Below are 20,602 nucleotides of genomic sequence, written 5' to 3' on the forward strand. Positions count from 1 at the left end.
GAACACGCGAACGAACGCACGAACTGGCGCGTGCACGCAGGCGACCGCCAACGCGTCCGCCCTACCGCCACTCGTCGGGCGGCACTCCCTCGTCGTACGGGTCGTCGGGCGGCGCATCGGGCCAGCCGCCGTCGTCGAACTCCGGCTCGGGGTCGAAGCTGGTCACCGGCGCGGCGGCCGGCCCGCGCCCCGGCGCCGCTCGACCACCCGACGAAGAAACAGACGCAGAGCCAGCCCCAGCCCCACCCGATCCAGCGGCACCGCCACCCCCAGCATCGCCCACCACCTCGAGCAGCGCCTCGCCGTAGGTCTCGAGCTTCTTCTGGCCGACGCCCGAGATGGCGGCGAGGGCGGAGAGCGTGGTGGGGCGCGTGGCGGCGACCCCGCGCAGCGTCACGTCGCCGAAGACGACGTAGGCGGGGACTCCGGCGGCGCGAGCCGTCGCGGCCCGCCAGGCGCGGAGCTCTTCGAACAGCGGCTGGGCCTCGGCGGGCAGATCGGTCACGGCCGCGGCGCCGGAACCCCGACGGGTGCGCACCGACCTCGCCACGCGCTCGGGCTCCTTGCGAAGCCGGACCGGCCGGGCTCCCGAGAGCACCTCGCCGGAGGCGTCCGTCAGCAGGAGGGTGCCGTAGCCGTCGGGCGAGACCGCGAGGAGGCCCTGCGCGAGAAGCTGGCGCACGACGCCTCGCCACTCGATCTCGCTCAGCTCGGTGCCGATGCCGAACGTGGCGAGGGCCTCGTGGCCCTGCTGCGTCATGCGCGGGGTGCGCTTGCCGAGGAGGATGTCGACGAGGTGGCCGGCACCGAACTGCTGATTGCGCTCGCGCTTGAGGCGGACGATCGTCGACAGGAGCTTCTGCGCCGGGACCGTGCCGTCGATCGCGGTCGGCGGGGTCAGGCAGGTGTCGCAGTTGCCGCAGGCCGTCGAGGTCTGGCCGAAGTAGGCGAGCAGCTGCACTCGGCGGCACTCAACGGTCTCGCACAGCGCGAGCATCGCGTCGAGATGAGCGGTGAGCTGCCGGCGGTGCGCGGCGTCGCCCTCGGACTGGTCGATCATGCGGCGCTGCTGCATGACGTCCTGCAGCCCGTAGGCGAGCCACGCCGTGGCGGGCAGGCCGTCGCGGCCCGCGCGACCGGTCTCCTGGTAGTAGCCCTCGACCGACTTGGGCAGGTCGAGGTGGGCGACGAACCGCACGTCGGGCTTGTCGATGCCCATGCCGAACGCCACGGTCGCGACCATGACGATGCCGTCTTCGCGGAGGAACCGCGACTGGTTGCGCTGCCGCGTGCCCGCGTCGAGGCCGGCGTGGTACGGAAGCGCCGGGATGCCGTTGGCGACGAGCGACTCGGCGGTCTTCTCGACCGAGTTGCGAGACAGGCAGTAGACGATGCCGGCGTCGCCGGGGTGCTCGGTCTGAATGAGGCGGAGCACCTGCTTCAGCGGCTGGTCTTTCGCCTCGATGCGGTACTGGATGTTGGGCCGGTCGAAGTCGGCGACGAAGTGCGCGGCGCCGTCGAGATCGAGGCGGGTCGAGATCTCGCGGTGGGTCGTCTCGGTCGCGGTCGCCGTGAGGGCGATCCGCGGCACATCGGGCCACCGCTCGTGCAGTACCGAGAGCTCGAGGTAGTCGGGTCGGAAGTCGTGACCCCACTGGGCGACGCAGTGCGCCTCGTCGATGGCGAACAGCGAGATTCGCCCCTGGTCGAGGAGCTGCTTCGTCGACTCGAGCCGCAGCCGCTCCGGAGCCAGGTAGAGCATGTCGAGCTCGCCCGAGCGGAAGGCCGCCTCGACGCCGGCTCGCTGCATCGAGTCCTGCGTGCTGTTCAGGAAGGCGGCCCGGACGCCGACCGCCTCGAGCGCGTCGACCTGGTCTTGCATGAGCGCGATGAGGGGCGAGACGACGATGCCGACCCCGTCGCGCACGAGCGCGGGCACCTGGTAGCAGAGCGACTTGCCCCCGCCTGTGGGCATGAGCACGAGGGCGTCGCCACCGTTCGCGACCTGGTCGATGATCGCGGCCTGGCTGCCCCGGAACGCGTCGTAGCCGAAGACGTCGTGGAGCACGTCGAGCGGAGTGCGGCCGACGGGAGCGGGGGCGGAGGTCGTGGTCACCGGGCGAGTCTACGAGGGTCGTCCGACATCGCGCTGGCGTTCTCCACAGGCCCGCCACCGGTGCGCTGAGGGCTGTGCCGGCGCGCCTGCCACTCGACGAGGAGCACGTAGACGCCTGCCGACACGACGGTGATGCCGGCCCCGATCGGAGAGCCGTCGTTCTGGCTGACCTGCACGACGGGCGCCGCGATGATGAAGACGACGACGTTGTTGATCACGTGCGCGACGATGCCCGCCTCGAGCCCGCCGGTGCGCCAGGTCAGGTACGCGAAGGCGATGCCGAGCGCCGACACGTCGAGACGGCCCCACGCGTTGTACGAGTGCGCGAACGCGAAGCCGACGACCGGCACGACGATGGCGACGACGGGCCAGCGCACCCACGAGCCGAGGCTCTGCATGGCGAGCCCGCGGAAGGCGAACTCCTCGCCGGCCGCCTGGAGCGGCACGAAGAGCAGGATGATCACGATCGAGGCGAACAGCGCGGCCGGCGGCGTCGCTGTCCCCGGCGCCGTGACTGCACCCTGCTCGGGCCAGATCGACGAGGTCAGCACGTTCAGGCCGATGCTCACGCCGATGAAGACGGCGCCGGGCACGATGCACCGCGCCAGCCACCGCCAGCGCAGCCGCCCCACGACGCTGGTCAGCTGACCCCATCCGCCGAGGCCCGCCAGCCGGACCGCGATGATCACGGCGGGCACCATCGTCGCGAGCGCGCCCAGCGTCAGCAGCATGACGAGCGGGTTCGAGCTGTCCTGCGGGTTGCGCTGCGCCGCGTCGACCAGGTCGACGCCCGCCTGACGTCCGCCGACGGCCTCCACGATCAGCACGAGCCCCTGCTGCCAGACGAGCGAGAACCCGAAGTAGAGCGCGAAGCCGATCGCGATGGCCACCAGCGGCTTCCACCACCGGTACCCGGTGTGCGCGCGGAACATCCGGTGGTAGGCGTGGCTCACCTGGCGAGGGTAGCCGGTCAGTCTGCGATCAGTCGTCGTCCCAGTCCCATCGCCTTGTCGGGCGCGAACCCGAGGTGCTCGTAGAAGCCGATGACGCGGTCGTTGCCCTCCCGCACCTGCACGTTGACCTTCGGGCACCCGAGGTCGAGCAGCAGCCCCTCGGCGTCGGCCATCATGCGCGCGCCCAGCCCGGTGCCCCGCTCGGAGTCCGCGACCGCCACGTAGTAGACCCACCCGCGGTGCCCGTCGTACCCGCTCATCGCCGTGGCCACGATCCGTCCGTCGTCGGCCACGGCCACGCGGAAGAGCTCGGCCTGCACGCGCAGCTTGCGCTCGATGTCCTTGCGCGGGTCGTTCCACGGCCGGGTCAGACCGGCCTCCTGCCAGAGGGCGACCACCGCGTCGGTGTCGGCGGGGTCGAACGATCGGATGGTCATCCGTCCATCCTCCCTGAAATCCCCGCGGGCGCAGGGCAGTGCCTGGCAGGAACTCGAGGCGGTCGCCAGAAAGACAGGCGCACCCCTCACCGCCCCGCCGTCGTCGTGAGCACGGACGACCCGTCGGGCCTCCTCCGCACCTCGATCCGGTCGGCGATCCGCTGCTTGAGCTCGTCGACGTGGCTCACGATGCCGACGACGCGGCCACCCGCCGACAGCTTGCCGAGCTCGGTCATCACGGAGTCGAGCGTCTCGGGGTCGAGCGTGCCGAACCCCTCGTCGACGAAGAGCGTGCCGAGGTCGATGCCGCCGGCCTCGGACTTCACCACGTCGGCGAGCCCGAGCGCGAGGCTGAGGGAGGCGTAGAACGTCTCGCCGCCGCTGAAGCTCTTGGGGTCGCGGGTGGTGTCGGTCGCGTTGTCGCGGATCGCCAGCGCGAGGCCGGTCTTGCGGGTGCGGGCGCCCGCTTCGCGCTCGGCCCCTTCGAGCTGGTAGCGACCGCTCGACATCACGCTGAGGCGGGCGTTGGCCGCGTCGAGCACGTCGTCGAACCGACGGAGCAGCACGTAGGTCCCGAGCGTCACCCCGCGCAGGTTCTCGCGTCCGGCGGCGCTGGCGATGTCGGCCATCCGCACGATCGCCCGGGTCTCGCCGGCGACGGCGGCCTGCGCCGAGACGGCGGCGTCGACGGCCTGCAGCGCCGTCGTGGCCCGCGTCGCCAGGTCGCTCGCCCTGGTGGCCGCATCGACGGCCTCGGCCAGGGCGGTCGTGGCGGCGTCGGCGCGCTCGGTGGCGGCCTCGAGGCCGGGCTCCTCGTCGCCGGTGAGCGCCGCGATGTCGGCGGCGGCGAGCCCTGCGGCGACGATCGCGGTGGCAGACTCGTGATCAGCGACCACCCGCGCGAACTCGGCCTCCCGGGCGGAGCCGAGGACGGCCGCCGCCGCCTCATCGGCGCTCGGGAACGGCGACGCCTCGACGGCTCCCGCCAGTTCGGCCGCACGCGCTTCGACGGTCTCGGCGGCGCTGTCACGGGTACGGCGGGCGGCGATTCGGCTAGCGAGGGCGCGCTCGTCGGCGTCGAGGGTGGACACGAGGTCGCGGCAGCTCTGGGCGCGGCCGTCGAGCGCCTCCGCGACGCGAGCCGTGTCGGCGTCGATCGCCTCGGCGTCCGCCTCGATTCGGGCCGCCCGCCCCTGGGCCGCCTCGCGGGCGATGCCGAGGGCCGTGGCCATCGCCGTCGTCTCATCGTCGAACGCGACCAGCGCGGTCTCGGCGGTGGCGAGCTCGCCGCGCGCCGACTCGAGCTCGGCCAGACGGACGGTCGCCGCCCGAAGCCGCTCGGCGAGCTGGTCGCCGGTCGCATCGCCGACCTCGGCGCTCGCGTCGTCGAGGAGCGCGCGACGCGCGCTCTCCTCGCCGCGCACCTCACGAAGCCGGGCCTCGGCCTGAGCCCTTGCGTCGGCGGCCTCCTCGATCCGCTCGTCGGACGGGTGCTCGTCGAGCATCCCGGCCGGGTGCGGATGCTCGACCGCTCCGCAGACCATGCAGGGCTCCCCCGGAACGAGATCGCGTGCGAGCTCCCCGGCCATGCCCGAGATACGGCGGAGGCGGAGCTCGGCCTCGGCCGCCACGGCCTCCCCCGCCGCCGTGACGGCCAGTGCGACGCGGGCACCGATCGACTCGACCTGCGCCGCGAGGTCGTCGCGACGACGCAGTCGGGCGAGGGCGACCTCGGCGGCGGCGGACTCGGAGCGCGCCTTCTCGACGTCGCCCACGCGCCGACGCAGGTCGTCGAGGGCGGCGGCCCGCTCGACCCGGGTCGCAGCCCGCTCGGCCAGCGCCGACTCGGTCGTCTCGATGTCGGCGCGCGCCGTCTGCAGCGTCTGTCGCGACTGGCTGAGGGCCGACCGGCGAGCGTCGAGCCCCGACTCGACGCGCGCGACGTCGCGAAGCGTGGCGATCTCGGCGAGGAGCGCGTCGCGGCGGAGGACGAGGTCGCGCAACGAGGACGGCCCCGCCTCAGGAGAAGCGACAGACGCAGCGGAAGCCGATACCCGAGGGGAAGCCGCGAGGGGCGGAGCCGATGTGCCGGACGCAGGCTCGACGGCCGCGAGAGCGGCAGCAGCCGCCTCGAGCTCGGCCCGAGAACGGGCGAGTGCGGCGGCGGGTGCCACGACGAGGGCGGCCGCGCGGGCCGACGCGAGGCGAGCCCGCGCGGTGTCGGCAGCGGCGGTGGCGGCCTCGAGTTCCTGCTGCTGGGCGAGAAGACGACTGCGGCGCGCCAGCGCGTCGACCAGCCGGACCGCCTCGACACGGCGGGCCTCGGCCGCGGCCGCGACGGCTCGACGCGCTTCTCGGGCGTCGACTCCCGAGGAAGCGGCCGCAGTGAAGCGCGCGACGGCATCGGGTGCGTCGGCGACCTCGACTCCGTCGTCGCCGGTGGCGCCGCGAAGGCCCGCGAGCGCCTGCGCGACAGCCGTCTCGGCGGCGGTCACGGCCGCGTGGGCGTCGCGCCGGGCGATGACGAGCTCGGCGGTGGTGCGGTCGTAGACCTCGGTGCCGAACAGCGACTGCAGCACGAGGCGCCGCTCTTCTCCCGTCGACGCCAGGAAGCGCGCGAACTCGCCCTGCGGCAGCACGATCGTCTGGAGAAACTGCTCCTTGGTCAGTCCGACGATCCGGACGATCTCGGAGCCGACCTCCTGCGCGCGCGACGACACCGGCTCGCCGCCCTGCGAGTCGGGCGTGGCCAGCCTCGTCAGGGTGACCGACGCGTTGGCGCGCGTGAAGCCCTCGCCGCGCGCCTTGGGGCGCTCCCACGCGGGGGTGCGTCGGATGCGGTGGATGCCGACCGGCGTCTCGAAGACGAGCTCGACGAACGGCTCGACGTCGCGGGCGGCGTGATGGCTGTGAAGGCGGTCGTCGCTCGAGGCCGCGCCGGCCAGCGAGCCGTAGAGCGCGAAGACGATCGCGTCGATGACGGTGGACTTGCCGGCGCCGGTCGGCCCCTCGAGCAGGAAGACGCCCGACGTGCCGAGCGCGGCGAAGTCGACGGTGAACTCGCCGGCGTAGGGGCCGATGGCGCGGAGAGTGAGGCGGTGGAGGTCCATCAGTCGCTCGCCTCTGCCGAGCGGGCGCGCTCGTAGGCGGAGCGGAGCACGGCGATCTCGACACCGGTCGGCGCCGCGCCCGCCGCGTACTCGACGAACCCGGTCGCGATCTCGACGGGGTCGGCATCGACGGCGATGGCCCGCCTCTCGCTCGGAGCGAGGCCGCCGGTGGGCACGTGCTGAATCGCCAGCACGTGCAAGAACCGCTCTCGCAGGAGAGCGTGGAGCCCGGCGGGATGGACCGCGTCGGTCACGAAGATGCGGAGCCAGTCGTCGACGACGTCGTCGTGACGGCCGTCGAGCAGGTCGGCGAGGTCGCCCGTGATCTCGGACAGCCGTCGTGGCACGGGTGCCGTGATCTGCTCGAGCGCGACGCTCCCGTCCGCCGCGAGCTCGATCAGGGTCGTCGACTTCACCTGCGTTCGCTCGCCGAACGAGAACGCCAGCGGCGACCCCGAGTAGCGGATCACGGCCCTGTCGGAGCGCAGCGTCTGCTGCCCGTGGAGATGCCCGAGCGCCACGTAGGAGAAGCCGTCGAAGAGCCCGGTCGGCACGGAGTCGACCCCGCCGACGCGGATGTCGCGCTCGCTCTCGCTGGCCGCCCCGCCCACCACGAAGGCGTGGGCGACGACCACCGACCGTGCGCCGTCCCGGCCGGCGAGGTCGTCGCGGACGCCGGCGAGCGCTGCTGCCATCACGGCCTCATGCGAGCGCGGGAGCGGCTCGGCGCCGAACGCGTACCGGACGTCGTCCGGATTGAGGTAGGGGACGCCGTAGAACGCGACCGGCCCGTCGGAGTCCGTGACGACCACCGGCTCGGCCACGTCGTCGACCGACGCGAGGATGCGCAGGCTCGGCCGCATCAGCCCTGCCGCGAACCCGAGACGGGTCGCGGAGTCGTGGTTGCCGGGCGTCACGATCACGGTGGCGAGGTCGCTCAGCCGGGCGAAGGCGTCGGAGAGCAGCCGCACCGACGGGACCGCCGGCACGGCTCGGTCGTACACGTCGCCGGCGACGACGACCACGTCGACTGCCCTCTCGCGCACCACCTCGACGAGGTGCTCGAGGAACGCCGCGTGGTGCTCGGTCAGATCGACGCCGTGCAGGGTTCGCCCGAGATGCCAGTCGCTGGTGTGGAGGATGCGCAAGCGGGGAGGCCTTTCGTGGAGGGTGGCATCACTGTATCCAGCCCCCCCCCCCCCCCCCCCCCCCCCCCCGACACGCATCGGAAGTCGTCCACAGCCTCGGCGCGCGACGACTCTCCGCCCGGTGAGGCCCCGATCCCACCCTCGGCGTCGATCGGCCAGCACGGGGTGATGAGGTGTGACTCCTGAGGTGTCACGTGTTCCACGTGCTGGGCTGAGGTGTGCCTGCTTGCGCGGCCCGCTGCCCCTCGCGGAGACATGAGGCGGATTGACCGCCGCCTCGTCGGCTCCGTGCTCGCTCCGATCGGCGCCTACCGACTCACCGGACGAGTCGTCGCTTTCATCAGTCCGAGAGATCGGCCTCCCAGTTCGCCTGCTGGATGAGCACGTCCAGCTCGCGCAGCCGCCGGGCGACGTCGTCGGCCTGCTGGCGCACACGCGCCGTGGGAAGGGCCGAGAGGTGCCGCAGCTCGCTGCGGAGCTGCCGGTAGCCGCCGTAGTCCCCGACCCCGGCCGACGCGTCGGCGGCTTGCGTGAGGATCGAGTGCCGGGTCCGCAGCAGGTCGCGGTGGGCCAGGGCCTCGGTCATGGTGCGCCCGTCGTCGAGGATGGTCGACGCGTTCGTCAGGTTGACGGCGACGACGAGCTGCTCGAGGGCGTCCTGCAGCGACTGCACCTCCGTGAGGAGCGCCGCGGCGTCCTCGCCCGGCTCCTCGCCCTCCTGGTAGCGGGCGTTGGCCAGGATCCTGGCCCGGAGCTGCTCGATGCGCTTCTGGAGATCGCCCCGGTTGATCAGGGCCTCTGCGAGCTTCATCCCTGCATCCTCGCACCGGAGCGCCCCGGGCGGGCGGACTCTCCCCAGTTCTGGGGATGACTCGATGATCGAGTAGTCGGTTAGCATTGACTACCTCGATCATCGAGACATCGGCTCCGGACGATCAGCTGCACGCAGCGCTCCGCCGCCCTGACAGCAGGAGAACCCATGACCATCAGCGGGGCCACCGCGCCCGCATCGACCTCGGCGGAGCAGCTCACCGCGCTCCTCAAGGCCTTCCGACTCATGCAGCTCCAGCACGGCCGCGTCATCATCCACCAGAGCACAGCCCTCGCGATGGGCGCGACCGACATCCGCGCCCTCTTCTTCATCTCCGAGGCCGGCGACGGCGTCACGCCCAAGCAGGTGGCCGAGTTCCTCGAGCTGTCCACCGGGGCCACGACGAGCCTCGTCGACCGACTCGAGGCGGGAGGCACGATCGAGCGCACGGCTCACCCCACCGATCGCCGAAGCGTCGTGCTCGCTCTCACCCCGGCCGGCCGCGGCGCCGTGCAGACCGTCGCCGACGTCTACCGCTGCGCCCTCGCGCAGGCGATCCCCGAGTCGGACTACGCCGAGGTGACCACCCTCTTCGGCGGCGTCGCTGTGGCCCTCTCGGAGGGGTCCGACTGCTTCGACCAGAGCACGGCCTGACTGGTCTCGCCGGCGGGCGCATGTCGGCGGCCGGTCGTAGCGTGGAGCCATGACTCCCGCCGAGCTGCTCACCGACTCCTTCTCCCGCGTCCCCGCCCTCATCGAGCGCGCGACCGCCGACCTCGACGCCCAGCAGCTCTCCGCCCGCCCGGGCCCCGGCACCAACACGATCGCCTGGCTGGCCTGGCACACGGCCCGCGGCCAGGACGTCCAGATCGCCGACCTCGCCGGCACCGAGCAGGTGTGGACGGCCGACGGCTGGTACGACCGCTTCGAGCTCCCGTTCGGCCCCGACGAGATGGGCTACGGAATGAGCGCCGGCGATGTGGCACGCGTCGTCGCGACGCCCGACCTGCTGAACGGCTACCTGGCCGCCGTCACCGAGAAGTCGGTGGCCTACCTGGCCGGCGTCGGCGAGTCCGACCTCGACGACATCGTCGACGAGGGCTGGACCCCGCCGGTCACCCGCGGTGCCCGCCTCGTCAGCATCGTCGACGACTGCCTTCAGCACGCCGGGCAGGCCAACTACGCGCGCGGAATCCTCGACCGCCTCTGAGCCGAGGCAGCCCCGGGCTCGCTCTGCGCAGGAACTGCCCCTCGCCGTTCCTCCGACCCCTCAGGCCCCCACGGCCGCGAACGGCACCACCGTGCCCGCCGGCAGAGCCTTCCGCAGCGCCTTGACGAACGCCTTTCCCCGCTTCCACTCGCCGGCGTGGAAGGCGTCCCATCGGCCGTCGGCGTCGACCAGCACGAGCGTGCCCTCGGGCCGCTCCCCCACGATCAGCAGGTCGTCGAACCGCACCGCCGCGACGACGTCGTCCTCGCGGAACAGCACCGCATCGGCGGCGACGATCGCCTCGACGCCCTCGGCGCCAGCCGACTTCCTCCCCGACCAGACCGGTGCGCCGGCCTTGACCGCCTTCTTCCACGTCTTCTCGGTCGACTCCTGCAGCAGGTCGAACGGGTCGATCGGCAGCTTCAGCGACATGGCGACCTTCGCGAGGTCGGCGGCCCCGTCGAACGCGACGAGCAGCGACGGGAGCGCCGCCGAGACGGCCGCCGCCACCGACTCCGAGGTGAAGGCCGAGGCCGTCGCGATGCTCTCCTCGCGCGTCGTCGTCCCGAAGCCGCGGAGCGCGGCGCCGTTCGCGTCGCGGAGGTGGGCGGCTACCGATTCCGGGTCGCTCGCCGCGGCCAGACGCGCGTGCTCCACCGCCAGCGTGAGGACCGCCGCGGAGACGCCCTCGTCGGCGATGTCCTGGAGGCCGTGGACCAGCGCCCTCACCCCCTCGGGGATGTCGGCGAGGGCCGGCTCGAACGAGTAGGTCAGGGCCGACTCCGTGTCGGAGACCCGCGTGAGGTCGAAGTCGACCGAGTAGGCGAGGCCGGCCTCGACGCGGAGGCGGTCGCGGAGGGCGAGGTGGACGGCGGTCCCGAGTTCCTGCGCCCCGGTGCTGGGGAGGACGATCGACGCACCGATGCCCGCGTTCTCTGACGCGATCAGGGTGGGCGTACCGGGGCGGGCGACAGCCGTGCCGCGGAACGGCTTGGGGCCCGACGGGAGGTCGAGGTCGAAGGAGGCCGTGATGGGCTTGGTGAGGGCGACGGCCGCGTTCTCGGCGGTGAGCCAGGTGGCGGCCCAGCGTGAGACGTCCTTCTTGCCGATCTCCGAGGCGCCGGGCTCGCCGAAGCCGGCGCGGCCGAGTTCTCCGAGGCCGTAGCGGAAGGTGCGCATGTCGACGCCGGGGGAGGCGACGCTGCCGGGATCCTCGAGCTCGAGGAGGCGCTTAGCCCGGCTCAGCTCGAACGACGAGACGCTGCCGAGGGCCAGGACGGCGTCCGAGAGCGTCTCGAAGAAGCGGAGCACCTGGGCTGTCGTGCCGGAGGCGCTGAACGTCAGCGCGCCCTCGTCGAGCGCCGCGTCGGCGGGGATGAGGGCAGGCTCCATCGCCGTCTCGATCAGGTGCAGGATCAGGTGGCTGATGCCGCGGTGAGCCACCGGCTCGTCGCGGGTGCCGACGCCGAAGGCGGTCGATCCGTAGCACCGTCCCGGGACGCTGGCGGAGCGGGTCAGGATTCCGTTGGCCGTGGTCGACGTGACGATCTGCATGGGGCGCAGTCTGGCACGCCGCCGTGAACGGTCGCGGTACGACGAGACTCCAGCACCCGATGGTGCGGCGCGTGCCGGATCAGCGGGTGCTGGAGTCTCGAGGGGGTGACGCCTAGAGGCCGGCGAGCTCGTCGATCAGGCGATCGCCGGGACGGGCCTCGATCATGTCGGCCTTGATCTCGGCGCGGTCGAGGAGCTCCTCCATGCGGCGGCGGCGGGCGCGCGTGATCAGCGTCACGACCGTGCCCTCCTTGCCGGCGCGGCCGGTGCGGCCCGAGCGGTGCATGTACGTCTTGTACTCGTCGGGGGCGTCGGCCTGGATGACCAGCTCGATGTCGTCGACGTGGATGCCGCGGGCGGCGACGTCGGTGGCGACGAGCACGTTGACTCGCCCCGAGGTGAGCAGCTGCAGGTTGCGCGTGCGGCGCGACTGGTTCAGGTCGCCGTGGAGGCTGGTCGACGCGATTCCGGCGTCTTCGAGCTGGTCGGCGAGCTGCTCGGCGAACGCGCGGGTGCGGGCGAAGACGAGGGTCTTGCCCTTGCCCTGCGCGAGCTGCTCGATGATGGCGCCCTTGTCGCGCTGCTCGATCAGGAGCACGCGGTGGTCGATCGTCGCCGAGGCCTGGTCTTCGCCGGCGACCTCGTGGACGGCCGGGTCGGTCAGGAACTCGTCGACCAGCTTGGCGACGCCCTTGTCGAGGGTCGCGCTGAACAGGAGCTTCTGGGCGCGGGCGCCGTGGCGGGTGACGTCGGCGGTCTCGCGGAGGATGCGCTGCACCGGCTCGAGGAAGCCCAGGTCGCACATGTGGTCGGCCTCGTCGAGGACGGTCACGGTCACCTCGCTCAGGTCGAGCTTGCCCTGGTCGATGAGGTCCTCGATGCGGCCGGGGGTGCCGATGACGATGTCGACGCCGCGCTGGAGCGAGTGCACCTGTCGCTGCTGCGGAACGCCGCCGTAGATCTGCGTGGTGAAGAGGCCGACCGAGCGGGCGATCGGCTGCACGGTGTCGTCGATCTGCATCGCGAGCTCGCGGGTCGGGGCGAGGATCAGCGCGCGGGGCTTGCGGCCCATCTTGCGGTCCTTGGCGCCGCCGTGCTCGAGGAGCTTCTCGGCCAGCGGAGCGCCGAAGGCGATGGTCTTGCCGGAGCCGGTGCGGCCGCGGCCGAGGACGTCCTTGCCCGCGATGACGTCGGGGATGGTCGCCGCCTGGATCGGGAACGGCGACGGGGCGCCCATCGCGATCAGCTGACGGGTGAGGTTGTCGCCGAGACCCAGGTCGCCCCAGGTCTTGCCCGCGACGTCGCCGGCCGTGACGACCTCGGCCTGCAGCTTCTCGAGCTTGACGTCGTCTTCGGGGCTGAAGTGCTGGTGGTCGCGCTTCGGGTAGAAGCCGCTGCTGCGCTCCTGGCGTGCGGGGCGGTCGTCGCGGTCGTAGGAGCGCGCCGGGCGGTCGCTGCGGTCGAACGAGCGGGCCGGACGGGCGTCGCGGTCGAACGAGCGAGCAGGGCGATCGCTGCGGTCGTAGCTGCGGGGCGCACGGTCGTCGCCGCGCGAGGGGCGGTCGTCGCCGCGCGAGGGGCGGTCGTCGCCGCGCGAGGGGCGGTCGTAGCTGCGCGCGCCGCGGTCGTCGCGGTCGTTCGAGCGGGCCGGACGAGCGTCGCGGTCGTAGCCGCGGGGCGCACGGTCGTCGCGCGGCGGGCGGTTGCCTCGCTCGTCGCGGTCGACGCCGCGGGCCGGGCGCTCGGTGCCGCGAGCGGAGCGGTCGTCGCGGTCGAACGAGCGCGCTGGGCGACCGGTGCCGTAGTCGTCGCGCTTCTTGAAGGGGGCGCGGTCTTCGCGGCCCGGGCGGCCGCCCTCGGGGCGGTCGTAGCCGCGGGCCGGACGGTCGTCGCGGTCGGTGGAACGGGGGGCGCGGTCGTCGCGGCTCGGGCGACCGCCGCCGAAGCGGTCGGTGCGGTCGAAGCGGTCGCCGCCGCGGTTGTAGGCGGGGCGGTCGCCGCCGCGGTTGTACGAGGGGCGGTCGTCACCGCGCGAGGGACGCGAGTCGCGGTCGTACGAGGGGCGATCGCCGCCGCGAGCGCCGTTGCGGGCGTCGCGGTCGTCACGGGCACCGCCGCCGAAGCGGGGGTTGGAGCCGCCGGTCTTGCGCGGCTCCCAGTTGGGGCGGCCGCCCTCGGCGCGGGCCGGACGACCCTCGGCGCGAGTAGCGCGGCCGTCGGCGTCCCAGCGCTTCTTGACGGGAGCGCCCTCGGCCTCGGGGCGGAAGCCGCGGTGCTTGGGGCTCTTGGAGCCGGGTCGCTCGCCCTTTCCACGGGGCGGGCGCGATGCAGAGTTGTCGTAAGGAGACATGGTTCTTCCTGGGTTCTCGATGACGCGAGGATTCACCCGGGCGCCATTGGCCAGGGACCGTTCACATATGTGATTCGTCGCAGCGGATCGCTGCGATTCCGGCCCCGGAGACTGTCCTGGTGCCTGGAGCAGGCACAGCAGGAACACAAACCCATCCGCGCAACTAGCACGGTGTCTCGAGCCGACCAACCCACGCTACACGCCTCACCCCCGAATAGCGAGCGCAGGAACTCGCCGCCGCCCCGAGGTAGAACCGAGTCCTCCGCCGGCGAGATGGCCCTCGCCGTCGGGCGGCGCCGGCCGACCCGACGACGAGGGCCATCTCGCGCCGCGTTGCAGGCCGCGCGCCGAGCGCAGAGCGCTACGCGGCGCCCGCCCCGCGCCGCGCCGCGCGCCGCTCCAGCCACCCGTAGATCAGGCCGTACAGCGTCGGCAGCACGATCAGCGTCAACACGGTCGACGACACCAGGCCGCCGATCACGACGAGCGCGAGGGGCTGCGAGATGAACGAGCCGTGCCCGGTGAGACCTATCGCCAGCGGGGTGAGGGCGAAGATGGTCGCGAGCGCCGTCATCAGGATGGGCCGCAGACGCCGCGACGTTCCTTCGATCAGAGCTTCTCGCACGTTCAGGCCACGGCGGCGGTACTGGTTGACCAGGTCGATGAGCACGATGGCGTTCGTTACGACGATTCCGACGAGCATCAGCACTCCGATGATGGAGGGAACGCCGAGCGGCACGTTGGCGATCAGCTGGAGCAGGATGGCGCCGGTCGCGGCGAACGGGATCGACACCAGGAGGAGCACCGGCTGCAGCAGGCTCTTGAACGCCGCGACCATGACGATGTAGACGATCAGGATGGCGATGAGGATCGCGATGAGCAGGTCGGCGAACGCCGTGCCCTGCTGCGAGGTGACGCCGCCGATCTCGGCGCTCGCGCCCTTCGGCAGGTCGACCCCGTCGAGCGCCTTGGTGACCTGCGAGTTCGCGGCGGAGAGGTCGTCGGAGGCCGGCGTGATCGTGACGGTGGCGCTCCGGACGGCGTTCTCGGTGGTGATCGAGGTCGGTCCGTCGGTCTGCGAGACCGTCGCGATCGACGACAGCGGCACAGTCCCGGTGGGGGTCGGGATCTTCACCGACTTGAGCGCCGACAGCGTCGCCGGTGCCTTCGTCGGGATCGTGTAGATGTCGACCGTCGTCGCGTCGATCTCGAGCGATCCGACCTGGAAGGGCTGCACCGCCTGCGAGACGATGCCGCCGACCTCGAGCTCGGTCAGGCCGTAGGTCGCCGCCTTCGCACGGTCGACCTGGATGCCGATGAGCGGCTGGGCCGCCGACAGGTTGGTCGAGGCCCCGGCGGTGTCGGGCAGGCCCTTCATCGCCTTCAGCACCCGATCGGACGCCGTGGACAGGGTGGTGGCGTCGTTGGACGTGATGTCCACCTCGATGTCGTTGCTCGACCCGAGCCCCGACGACGCCTCGACCGAGATGTCGCCGGCATCGGAGAGCGCGCCCAGCTTCTTCCGCACGGTGGCGGTCAGTGCATCCTGGTCGGCGTTCTCGTCGGTGGTGATCTGGTAGGTCACGGTGCTGCCGCCGGTGCCGCCGAAGAACGCGGCCAGCGAGTTGCCGCTGGACCCGATGGTGAGCTGCACCGTGTCGACGGCGTCGATGGAGTCGAGTGCGCTCTCGACCTTCTCCGCCTGCTTCGACTGGACGGCGAGGCTGGACGCCGCAGGGAGTTCCTGCGTCACCGTCAGGGTGTTCTGGCCGCTCGACCCGAGGAAGTTCGTCGTCAGGAGGGTCGCGGCGCCTCCCGAGCCGGCCAGGATCACGACGGCGGCGAGGATCGTCAGCCACGGGTGGCGGAGGGTGCCCAGCAGGATCGGGCGGTACGCGCGGTGCAGCCGATCGGTCGGGGCCGCATTGCTCGCCGGGGCGCGGTCGTGCTTGTGCTCCTTCGGCGGGCGCATGAACCAGTAGCCCAGCACGGGCACGATCGTCAGCGATACGAACAGCGACGCCACGAGGGCGATGACCACCGTCAGGGCGAACGGGCGGAACAGCTCGCCGGTGACGTCCTGCACGAAGGCCAGCGGCAGGAAGACCACGACGGTCGTGATGGTGGAGGCGGTGACCGCGCCCGCGACCTCGCGCACGGCCTCGGTGATCGCCTGGAGCCGCGGCACCCCCGGCACGAGGTGCCGCTTGATGTTCTCGGTCACGACGATCGAGTCGTCGACTACGCGCCCGATCGCGATCGTCAGGGCGCCGAGGGTCAGGATGTTGAGCGTGTAGTTCGAGGCGAGCAGGCCGATGAAGGTGATGAGGACGCTGGTCGGGATGCTGATCGCGGTCACGATCGTCGAACGGAACGACAGCAGGAAGATCAGGATCACGATCACCGCGAAGGCGAGCCCCAGCAGCCCCTCGGTGGAGAGGCTCTCGATCGACTGCGTGATGAATGGCGCCTGGTCGAAGACGACCTCGATCTTCACGCCGTCTGAGAGGTTCGACTCGAGCGAGGAGATCTGATCGCGGATCGTGCTCGACACGTCGACGGTGTTGGCCTCGAGGGTCTTGGTCACGGCTATCGTCAGGGCGTCCTTGCCGTTCACGCGCGAGATGGAGGTGATCGGCGAGCTGGTGAGCTTCACGGTGGCCACGTCGGCGATGTCGGTCGACTGCAGGGCGCCGGTGAGGGCGTTCTTCGCGCCGACGAGCGGGAGCCTCTGCACCTGCGCCACCGAGGTGAGCCGCTGGCCCGCCTGGATCGAGAGCGTCTTGCCGTTCTGCGTGATCTGGCCGCCCGGCACGAGCGTTCCGTTGTCGTCGAGGGCGTCCTTGATGGCGGAGGTCGTCAGGCCGACCGCGGCGAGCTTCGCCTGGTCGGGCTTGATCGTCACGCGCTGCCCGGCGTCGCCGTAGACGGACGCCTGCCGCACCCCGTCGAGCTTCTGAAGGGCAGGGACGGTGATGTTGGTCAGGTCGTCGACGAGCTTCTGCTTGTCGGCGGGGCCGCCCGTGACGGCGAGCTGCACGACCGGGAGGTCGTCGAGGCTCCCCGACACGACCTGCGTGTTCACGCTGTCGGGCAGGGTGACCGTGTCGATGGCCTGCTGGATCTTCTCCTCGGTGGCCGGGAGGTCGGTGCCGTAGTCGAACTCGGCCGAGATGTTGCTCTCGGAGGTCTGCGACGTCGCGGTCGTCGACTTGAGGCCCGGGATCACCTGGATGGCCTTCTCGATCGGCCCCGAGACGCTGTCGTTCACCACCTGGGGCGAGGCGCCCGGGTACGACGACACGATCGCGATCTGCGGGAACTGGATGTCGGGGATCAGCTCCTGCTTCAGCGACGTCAGCGCGTACCCGCCGAACACTGCCACCACGATCGTGATGAGAGCAATGAGGGCCCGGTTGCGCAGGCTGAAGACCGAAAGAAGATGCACGTGCGCCTCACCCTGAGAAAGAACCGACCGGTAGCAGTTCTCTCATGCAACACCAGCCCCGCTGAGGGGCGGCTGTGGCACCGCTCCGTGAGGGTGCTGTGAGCGGCCCGAGAACTGGGGGAATACCGGCGCGGCCCGCGATGTTGACAGGCCCTCGCACAGGATTAGGCTTGCGGCTCGTGACTAACGACGTACGGTCCCCCAAGAGGTGGCTGATCGGCGAGCCGCTGTCCTCCGAGAAGCTGGAGGGTCAGCTCCTCCCCAAGCACCTGGCGCTGCCGATCTTCGCGAGCGACCCGCTCAGCTCCGTGGCGTACGCGCCGCAGGAGCTCCTCATGATCCTGCTGATCGGCGGCACGGCGTTCCTGGCCCTGGCGCCGGGTGTCGCCGCCGTGGTCGTCATCCTGCTGATCGTCGTCGTCCTGTCGTACCGCCAGCTCATCAAGGCCTATCCGTCGGGTGGCGGCGACTACGAGGTCGCCCGCAAGAACCTCGGCGAGAAGCCGGGCCTGATCGTCGCATCCGCCCTCCTCGTCGACTACGTCATGACCGTGGCCGTGTCGGTCGCCTCAGGCGTAGACAACATCATCTCGGCCGTGCCTCAGCTCAACGAGGTCCGGGTCGAGATGGCGATCTTCTTCGTCATCCTGCTGGCCGCCGTGAATCTCCGCGGCGTCCGCGAGTCGGGCAAGGCCTTCGCCGTTCCGACCTACCTCTTCATCACCAGCGTCTTCGTGATGATCGTCGTCGCGCTGTTCCGCACGGCCACGGGCGATGCTCCGGTCGCCTCCAGCGCGCAGTACGAGGTGCACGGCGACCAGGTGGCCCACGCGGCCTTCGTGCTCCTCCTGCTCCGCGCGTTCGCCTCCGGCTGCTCCGCCCTGACCGGCGTCGAGGCCATCGCGAACGGCGTCCCGGCCTTCCGCTTCCCGAAGGTCAAGAACGCGCAGAAGACCCTCGTGCTGATGGGCGCGATGGCCATCGTGCTGTTCGCCGGACTGGTCGCCGTCGCCCTCATCTCGAAGGTGCACTACGCCGAGGCATCCTGCGATCTCATCGGGCTCAGGAACTGCGAGACCACCCCGCAGCCCAGCCTCATCTCGCAGGTCGCCGCCAGCGTGTTCGGCGGCTCGTCCGTCTTCTTCTACGTCATCCAGGCCGTCACCGCCGCCGTGCTGCTCCTCGCGGCCAACACCGCCTTCAACGGCTTCCCGCTGCTCGGCTCGATCCTGGCCCGCGACACCTACGCCCCGAAGGCCCTCAACAGCCGCGGCGACCGCCTCATCTACTCGAACGGCGTGATCGTGCTCGCGATCATCGCCAGCATGATCCTGCTGGTCTTCCGCGCCAACGTCACGCAGCTGATCCAGCTGTACATCATCGGCGTGTTCGTCTCGTTCACCCTCGGCCAGTCGGGCATGGTGCGCCACTGGCTCGGACTGCTGAAAGACCCGGCCACCGTCGACCGCGGCCAGATCAAGCGCTCGCTCACCATCAACCTCATCGGCGCGATCCTGACCTTCACCGTCCTCGTAGTGGTGACGATCACCAAGTTCACTCACGGCGCCTGGATCGTGTTCGTGATCATGCCCATCCTGTTCACCCTGATGCTCGGCGTGAACCGCTACTACCGCGACGTCGACGTCGAGGTGGAGGTCGACGAGACCACCACGTTCGGTGCGACCGGAGACCACGCGATCATCCTGGTCGGCAAGATGCAGAAGCCCGTGCTCAAGGCGATCGACTACGCCATCGCGGCGCGTCACGACTCCCTCGAGGCGATCCACGTGTCGGTCGACCCCGAGACCACCCAGGCTCTGCAGAAGCGCTGGGACGAGATGAACATCGACGTGCCGTTGATCATCATCCCGTCGCCGTACCGCGACGTCGCCGTGCCGGTGATCAAGTACATCAAGGCGCACCGCGAGGAGTTCGGGGCCGAGGTCGTCACCGTCTACACGCCGATCTACATCGTCGGCCACTGGTGGGAGTCGCTGCTGCACAACCACCGCTCGCGCCGCATCCGGCAGAAGCTCATGCTCGCGCACGGCGTCACCGTCGCGCTCGTTCCGTGGCTGCTCGACTCGTCCGAGCTGCTCTACGGTCGCCGCTCGCGCGTGTTCCCCGGCCAGGACCGCTCCGGCGAGCCGCGGCGCCCGGTCAAGCCGGTGCCCCGCACCATGCACAAGGACGCCGAGTCGGCCCGGGCCGCGCAGGCCGAGGCCGAAGCGGTCGCCCGCTCGGCGGTCGCGGTCGACGAGCGCGTACCCGCCCCCGCCGGCAAGGGCTCGTCGTCGAAGGCGCGCCGCAAGGCGGCCGCGGCGCGGTCGACGGCCCGGAACAGCGCGTCGGCGCCCTCGAAGAAGTCGCAGGACGGCGGCGGGCGCTAGTTCCTGCGCCCCTCGGGGTCGTCTCTAGCGGCGCCAGACGACCTCGGGCCGCAGGAGCCGGTGACGCGGGTCGCCCGCCGAACCCGGCTCTCCGATCAGGTCGCCCCCCGGCCGCTCGTCGAGCAGGAGCTCCAGGGCCGCCGCGGCCGCCTGTTCGAGCGGCTGCTCGACGCTGGCCAGCCCCACGGCCGACGCGACCGGAGTGTTGTCGTAGCCGACGATGGGCACCGACGACCCCAGCACCATGAGGGCTCCCAACGCCAGGGTGTCGCTTGCGCAGACGAGCCCGTCGAAGGCGGTGCCCGAGTCGACCAGAGCGCGGACGGCCTCGGAGGCGAGCCCCACCGAGTCTTCGCAGGCCAGCTCCAGGGCGTCGAGTCCGTCGACGCCAGCGGCCTCCATCGTGTCGCGCCAGCCGCGGCGGCGCTCGTCGCCGGTGCCGGAGGACGGCGGCCAGCCCAGGTAGGCGATCCGCTGGGCCCCGAGTTCGAGCACCTCGCGGGCCGCCTCGGCCAGCCCGTGGTGCCCGTCGACGTCGACCCAGCGGTGGGCGTCGTCGTAGACGTCGGCTACGCCCCACGGCCGCCCGAACGTCACGAAGTCGGCGCCGTTGGCGATCAGCCACTCGGTGCGCGGGTCGTCGTAGGTCGTCGAGGTCAGCAGGAAGCCGTCGACGTCGGCGCCGTCGAGGAGCCGCTCGCACTGGCGGATCTCGTCGTCGGGATCGCGCGCCGTGAAGAGGAGGATGCGCATGCCCCGGGTGTCGGCGCGCTCGGTCACGGCGTGCAGGAACCGGTCGAGCACCGAGCCCGAGATGCCGTTCGTCACCGGGTCGAGGCGGATGCCGATCGTGGAGCTCTTGCGGGTGCGCAGGCGCCGGGCCGAGGCGTGGGTGCGGTAGCCGAGGGCGGCGATCGCCAGCTCGACGCGCTCCCGGGTGGCCGGCTTGACGATGGCGGGCGTGTTCAGCACGTTCGAGACTGTCTGGCGCGAGACCCCGGCGGCGGCGGCGACGTCGTGGACCGTGGGCTGGCGTGTGCCGGTCATCGCACCTCCCTCCGTCGCGGGCTTCCCC

13 protein-coding genes are annotated in these 20,602 nt (G+C 71.6%); 3 read left to right on the top strand and 10 right to left on the bottom strand.

All coding sequences use genetic code 11. The features are described from left to right. Positions 1 to 61 precede the first annotated feature (61 nt). The 6 genes from recQ to AC3CBB_RS12985 form a co-directional block, all read right to left on the bottom strand. Positions 62 to 2,116, bottom strand: a complete 2,055-nt coding sequence (gene recQ, locus AC3CBB_RS12960) for a DNA helicase RecQ (RefSeq protein ID WP_488624911.1) — start codon at positions 2,114 to 2,116, stop codon at positions 62 to 64. Further along, on the bottom strand, positions 2,113 to 3,069 hold the full coding sequence (locus tag AC3CBB_RS12965) for a CPBP family intramembrane glutamic endopeptidase (protein WP_123505633.1): 957 nt from the start codon (positions 3,067 to 3,069) through the stop codon (positions 2,113 to 2,115). The genes recQ and AC3CBB_RS12965 overlap by 4 nt, the downstream gene beginning before the upstream one ends. 17 nt (positions 3,070 to 3,086) lie before the next feature. Continuing rightward, entirely contained in the window at positions 3,087 to 3,506 is a 420-nt protein-coding gene (locus AC3CBB_RS12970) for a GNAT family acetyltransferase (RefSeq protein ID WP_123505634.1), read from the bottom strand. Between the two features lie 86 nt (positions 3,507 to 3,592). After that, positions 3,593 to 6,616, bottom strand: a complete 3,024-nt coding sequence (locus tag AC3CBB_RS12975) for an AAA family ATPase (protein ID WP_488624912.1) — start codon at positions 6,614 to 6,616, stop codon at positions 3,593 to 3,595. After that, on the bottom strand, positions 6,616 to 7,764 hold the full coding sequence (locus AC3CBB_RS12980; RefSeq protein ID WP_488624913.1) for a metallophosphoesterase family protein: 1,149 nt from the start codon (positions 7,762 to 7,764) through the stop codon (positions 6,616 to 6,618). Before AC3CBB_RS12980 ends, AC3CBB_RS12975 begins: the two co-directional genes overlap by 1 nt. A 340-nt stretch (positions 7,765 to 8,104) precedes the next feature. Next, positions 8,105 to 8,575, bottom strand: coding sequence for a DIP1984 family protein (locus tag AC3CBB_RS12985; protein WP_123505637.1), 471 nt, complete (start codon positions 8,573 to 8,575; stop codon positions 8,105 to 8,107). 168 nt (positions 8,576 to 8,743) lie between these two features. Here AC3CBB_RS12985 and AC3CBB_RS12990 point away from each other — a divergent pair, with 168 nt between their 5' ends. Beyond that, positions 8,744 to 9,229 (top strand): MarR family winged helix-turn-helix transcriptional regulator, encoded by a 486-nt coding sequence (locus AC3CBB_RS12990; RefSeq protein ID WP_488624914.1) that lies wholly within the window; start codon positions 8,744 to 8,746, stop codon positions 9,227 to 9,229. 49 nt (positions 9,230 to 9,278) lie between these two features. Next, positions 9,279 to 9,785, top strand: coding sequence for a mycothiol transferase (locus tag AC3CBB_RS12995; protein WP_488624915.1), 507 nt, complete (start codon positions 9,279 to 9,281; stop codon positions 9,783 to 9,785). Positions 9,786 to 9,845: 60 nt separating this feature from the next. Here the strand turns inward: AC3CBB_RS12995 and AC3CBB_RS13000 are convergent, their stop codons facing one another. The 3 genes from AC3CBB_RS13000 to AC3CBB_RS13010 all read right to left on the bottom strand — a co-directional run bounded on the left by AC3CBB_RS13000 (position 9,846) and on the right by AC3CBB_RS13010 (position 17,137). Beyond that, entirely contained in the window at positions 9,846 to 11,339 is a 1,494-nt protein-coding gene (locus AC3CBB_RS13000) for a peptidase M16 family protein (protein WP_488624916.1), read from the bottom strand. Positions 11,340 to 11,451: 112 nt separating this feature from the next. Next, the gene (locus tag AC3CBB_RS13005) at positions 11,452 to 13,689 is read right to left on the bottom strand and encodes a DEAD/DEAH box helicase (RefSeq protein ID WP_488624917.1); all 2,238 of its coding nucleotides are present in this window, start codon (positions 13,687 to 13,689) and stop codon (positions 11,452 to 11,454) included. A gap of 361 nt (positions 13,690 to 14,050) precedes the next feature. Continuing rightward, entirely contained in the window at positions 14,051 to 17,137 is a 3,087-nt protein-coding gene (locus AC3CBB_RS13010) for an efflux RND transporter permease subunit (RefSeq protein WP_488624918.1), read from the bottom strand. A 140-nt stretch (positions 17,138 to 17,277) separates the two neighbouring features. Between AC3CBB_RS13010 and AC3CBB_RS13015 the strand changes: the two genes are divergently transcribed. Continuing rightward, entirely contained in the window at positions 17,278 to 19,527 is a 2,250-nt protein-coding gene (locus AC3CBB_RS13015) for an APC family permease (RefSeq protein ID WP_488624919.1), read from the top strand. 24 nt (positions 19,528 to 19,551) lie between these two features. On the opposite strand, the gene AC3CBB_RS13020 is transcribed toward AC3CBB_RS13015, so the two are convergent. Further along, a complete protein-coding gene (locus tag AC3CBB_RS13020; RefSeq protein WP_488624920.1) occupies positions 19,552 to 20,574 on the bottom strand; it encodes a LacI family DNA-binding transcriptional regulator in 1,023 nt (340 codons plus the stop codon). Positions 20,575 to 20,602 lie beyond the last annotated feature (28 nt).

This window comes from Frondihabitans sp. OV104 (assembly GCF_057787745.1).

What these genes read in the sequence shown, in the direction of transcription:
- AC3CBB_RS12970 (WP_123505634.1), bottom strand. Translation starts at nt 3,506, where the DNA reads ATGACCATCCGATCGTTCGACCCCGCCGACACCGACGCGGTGGTCGCC.
- AC3CBB_RS12975 (WP_488624912.1), bottom strand. Translation starts at nt 6,616, where the DNA reads ATGGACCTCCACCGCCTCACTCTCCGCGCCATCGGCCCCTACGCCGGC.
- AC3CBB_RS12985 (WP_123505637.1), bottom strand. Translation starts at nt 8,575, where the DNA reads ATGAAGCTCGCAGAGGCCCTGATCAACCGGGGCGATCTCCAGAAGCGC.
- AC3CBB_RS12990 (WP_488624914.1), top strand. Translation starts at nt 8,744, where the DNA reads ATGACCATCAGCGGGGCCACCGCGCCCGCATCGACCTCGGCGGAGCAG.
- AC3CBB_RS12995 (WP_488624915.1), top strand. Translation starts at nt 9,279, where the DNA reads ATGACTCCCGCCGAGCTGCTCACCGACTCCTTCTCCCGCGTCCCCGCC.
- AC3CBB_RS13000 (WP_488624916.1), bottom strand. Translation starts at nt 11,339, where the DNA reads ATGCAGATCGTCACGTCGACCACGGCCAACGGAATCCTGACCCGCTCC.
- AC3CBB_RS13005 (WP_488624917.1), bottom strand. Translation starts at nt 13,689, where the DNA reads ATGTCTCCTTACGACAACTCTGCATCGCGCCCGCCCCGTGGAAAGGGC.
- AC3CBB_RS13015 (WP_488624919.1), top strand. Translation starts at nt 17,278, where the DNA reads ATGTTGACAGGCCCTCGCACAGGATTAGGCTTGCGGCTCGTGACTAAC.
- AC3CBB_RS13020 (WP_488624920.1), bottom strand. Translation starts at nt 20,574, where the DNA reads ATGACCGGCACACGCCAGCCCACGGTCCACGACGTCGCCGCCGCCGCC.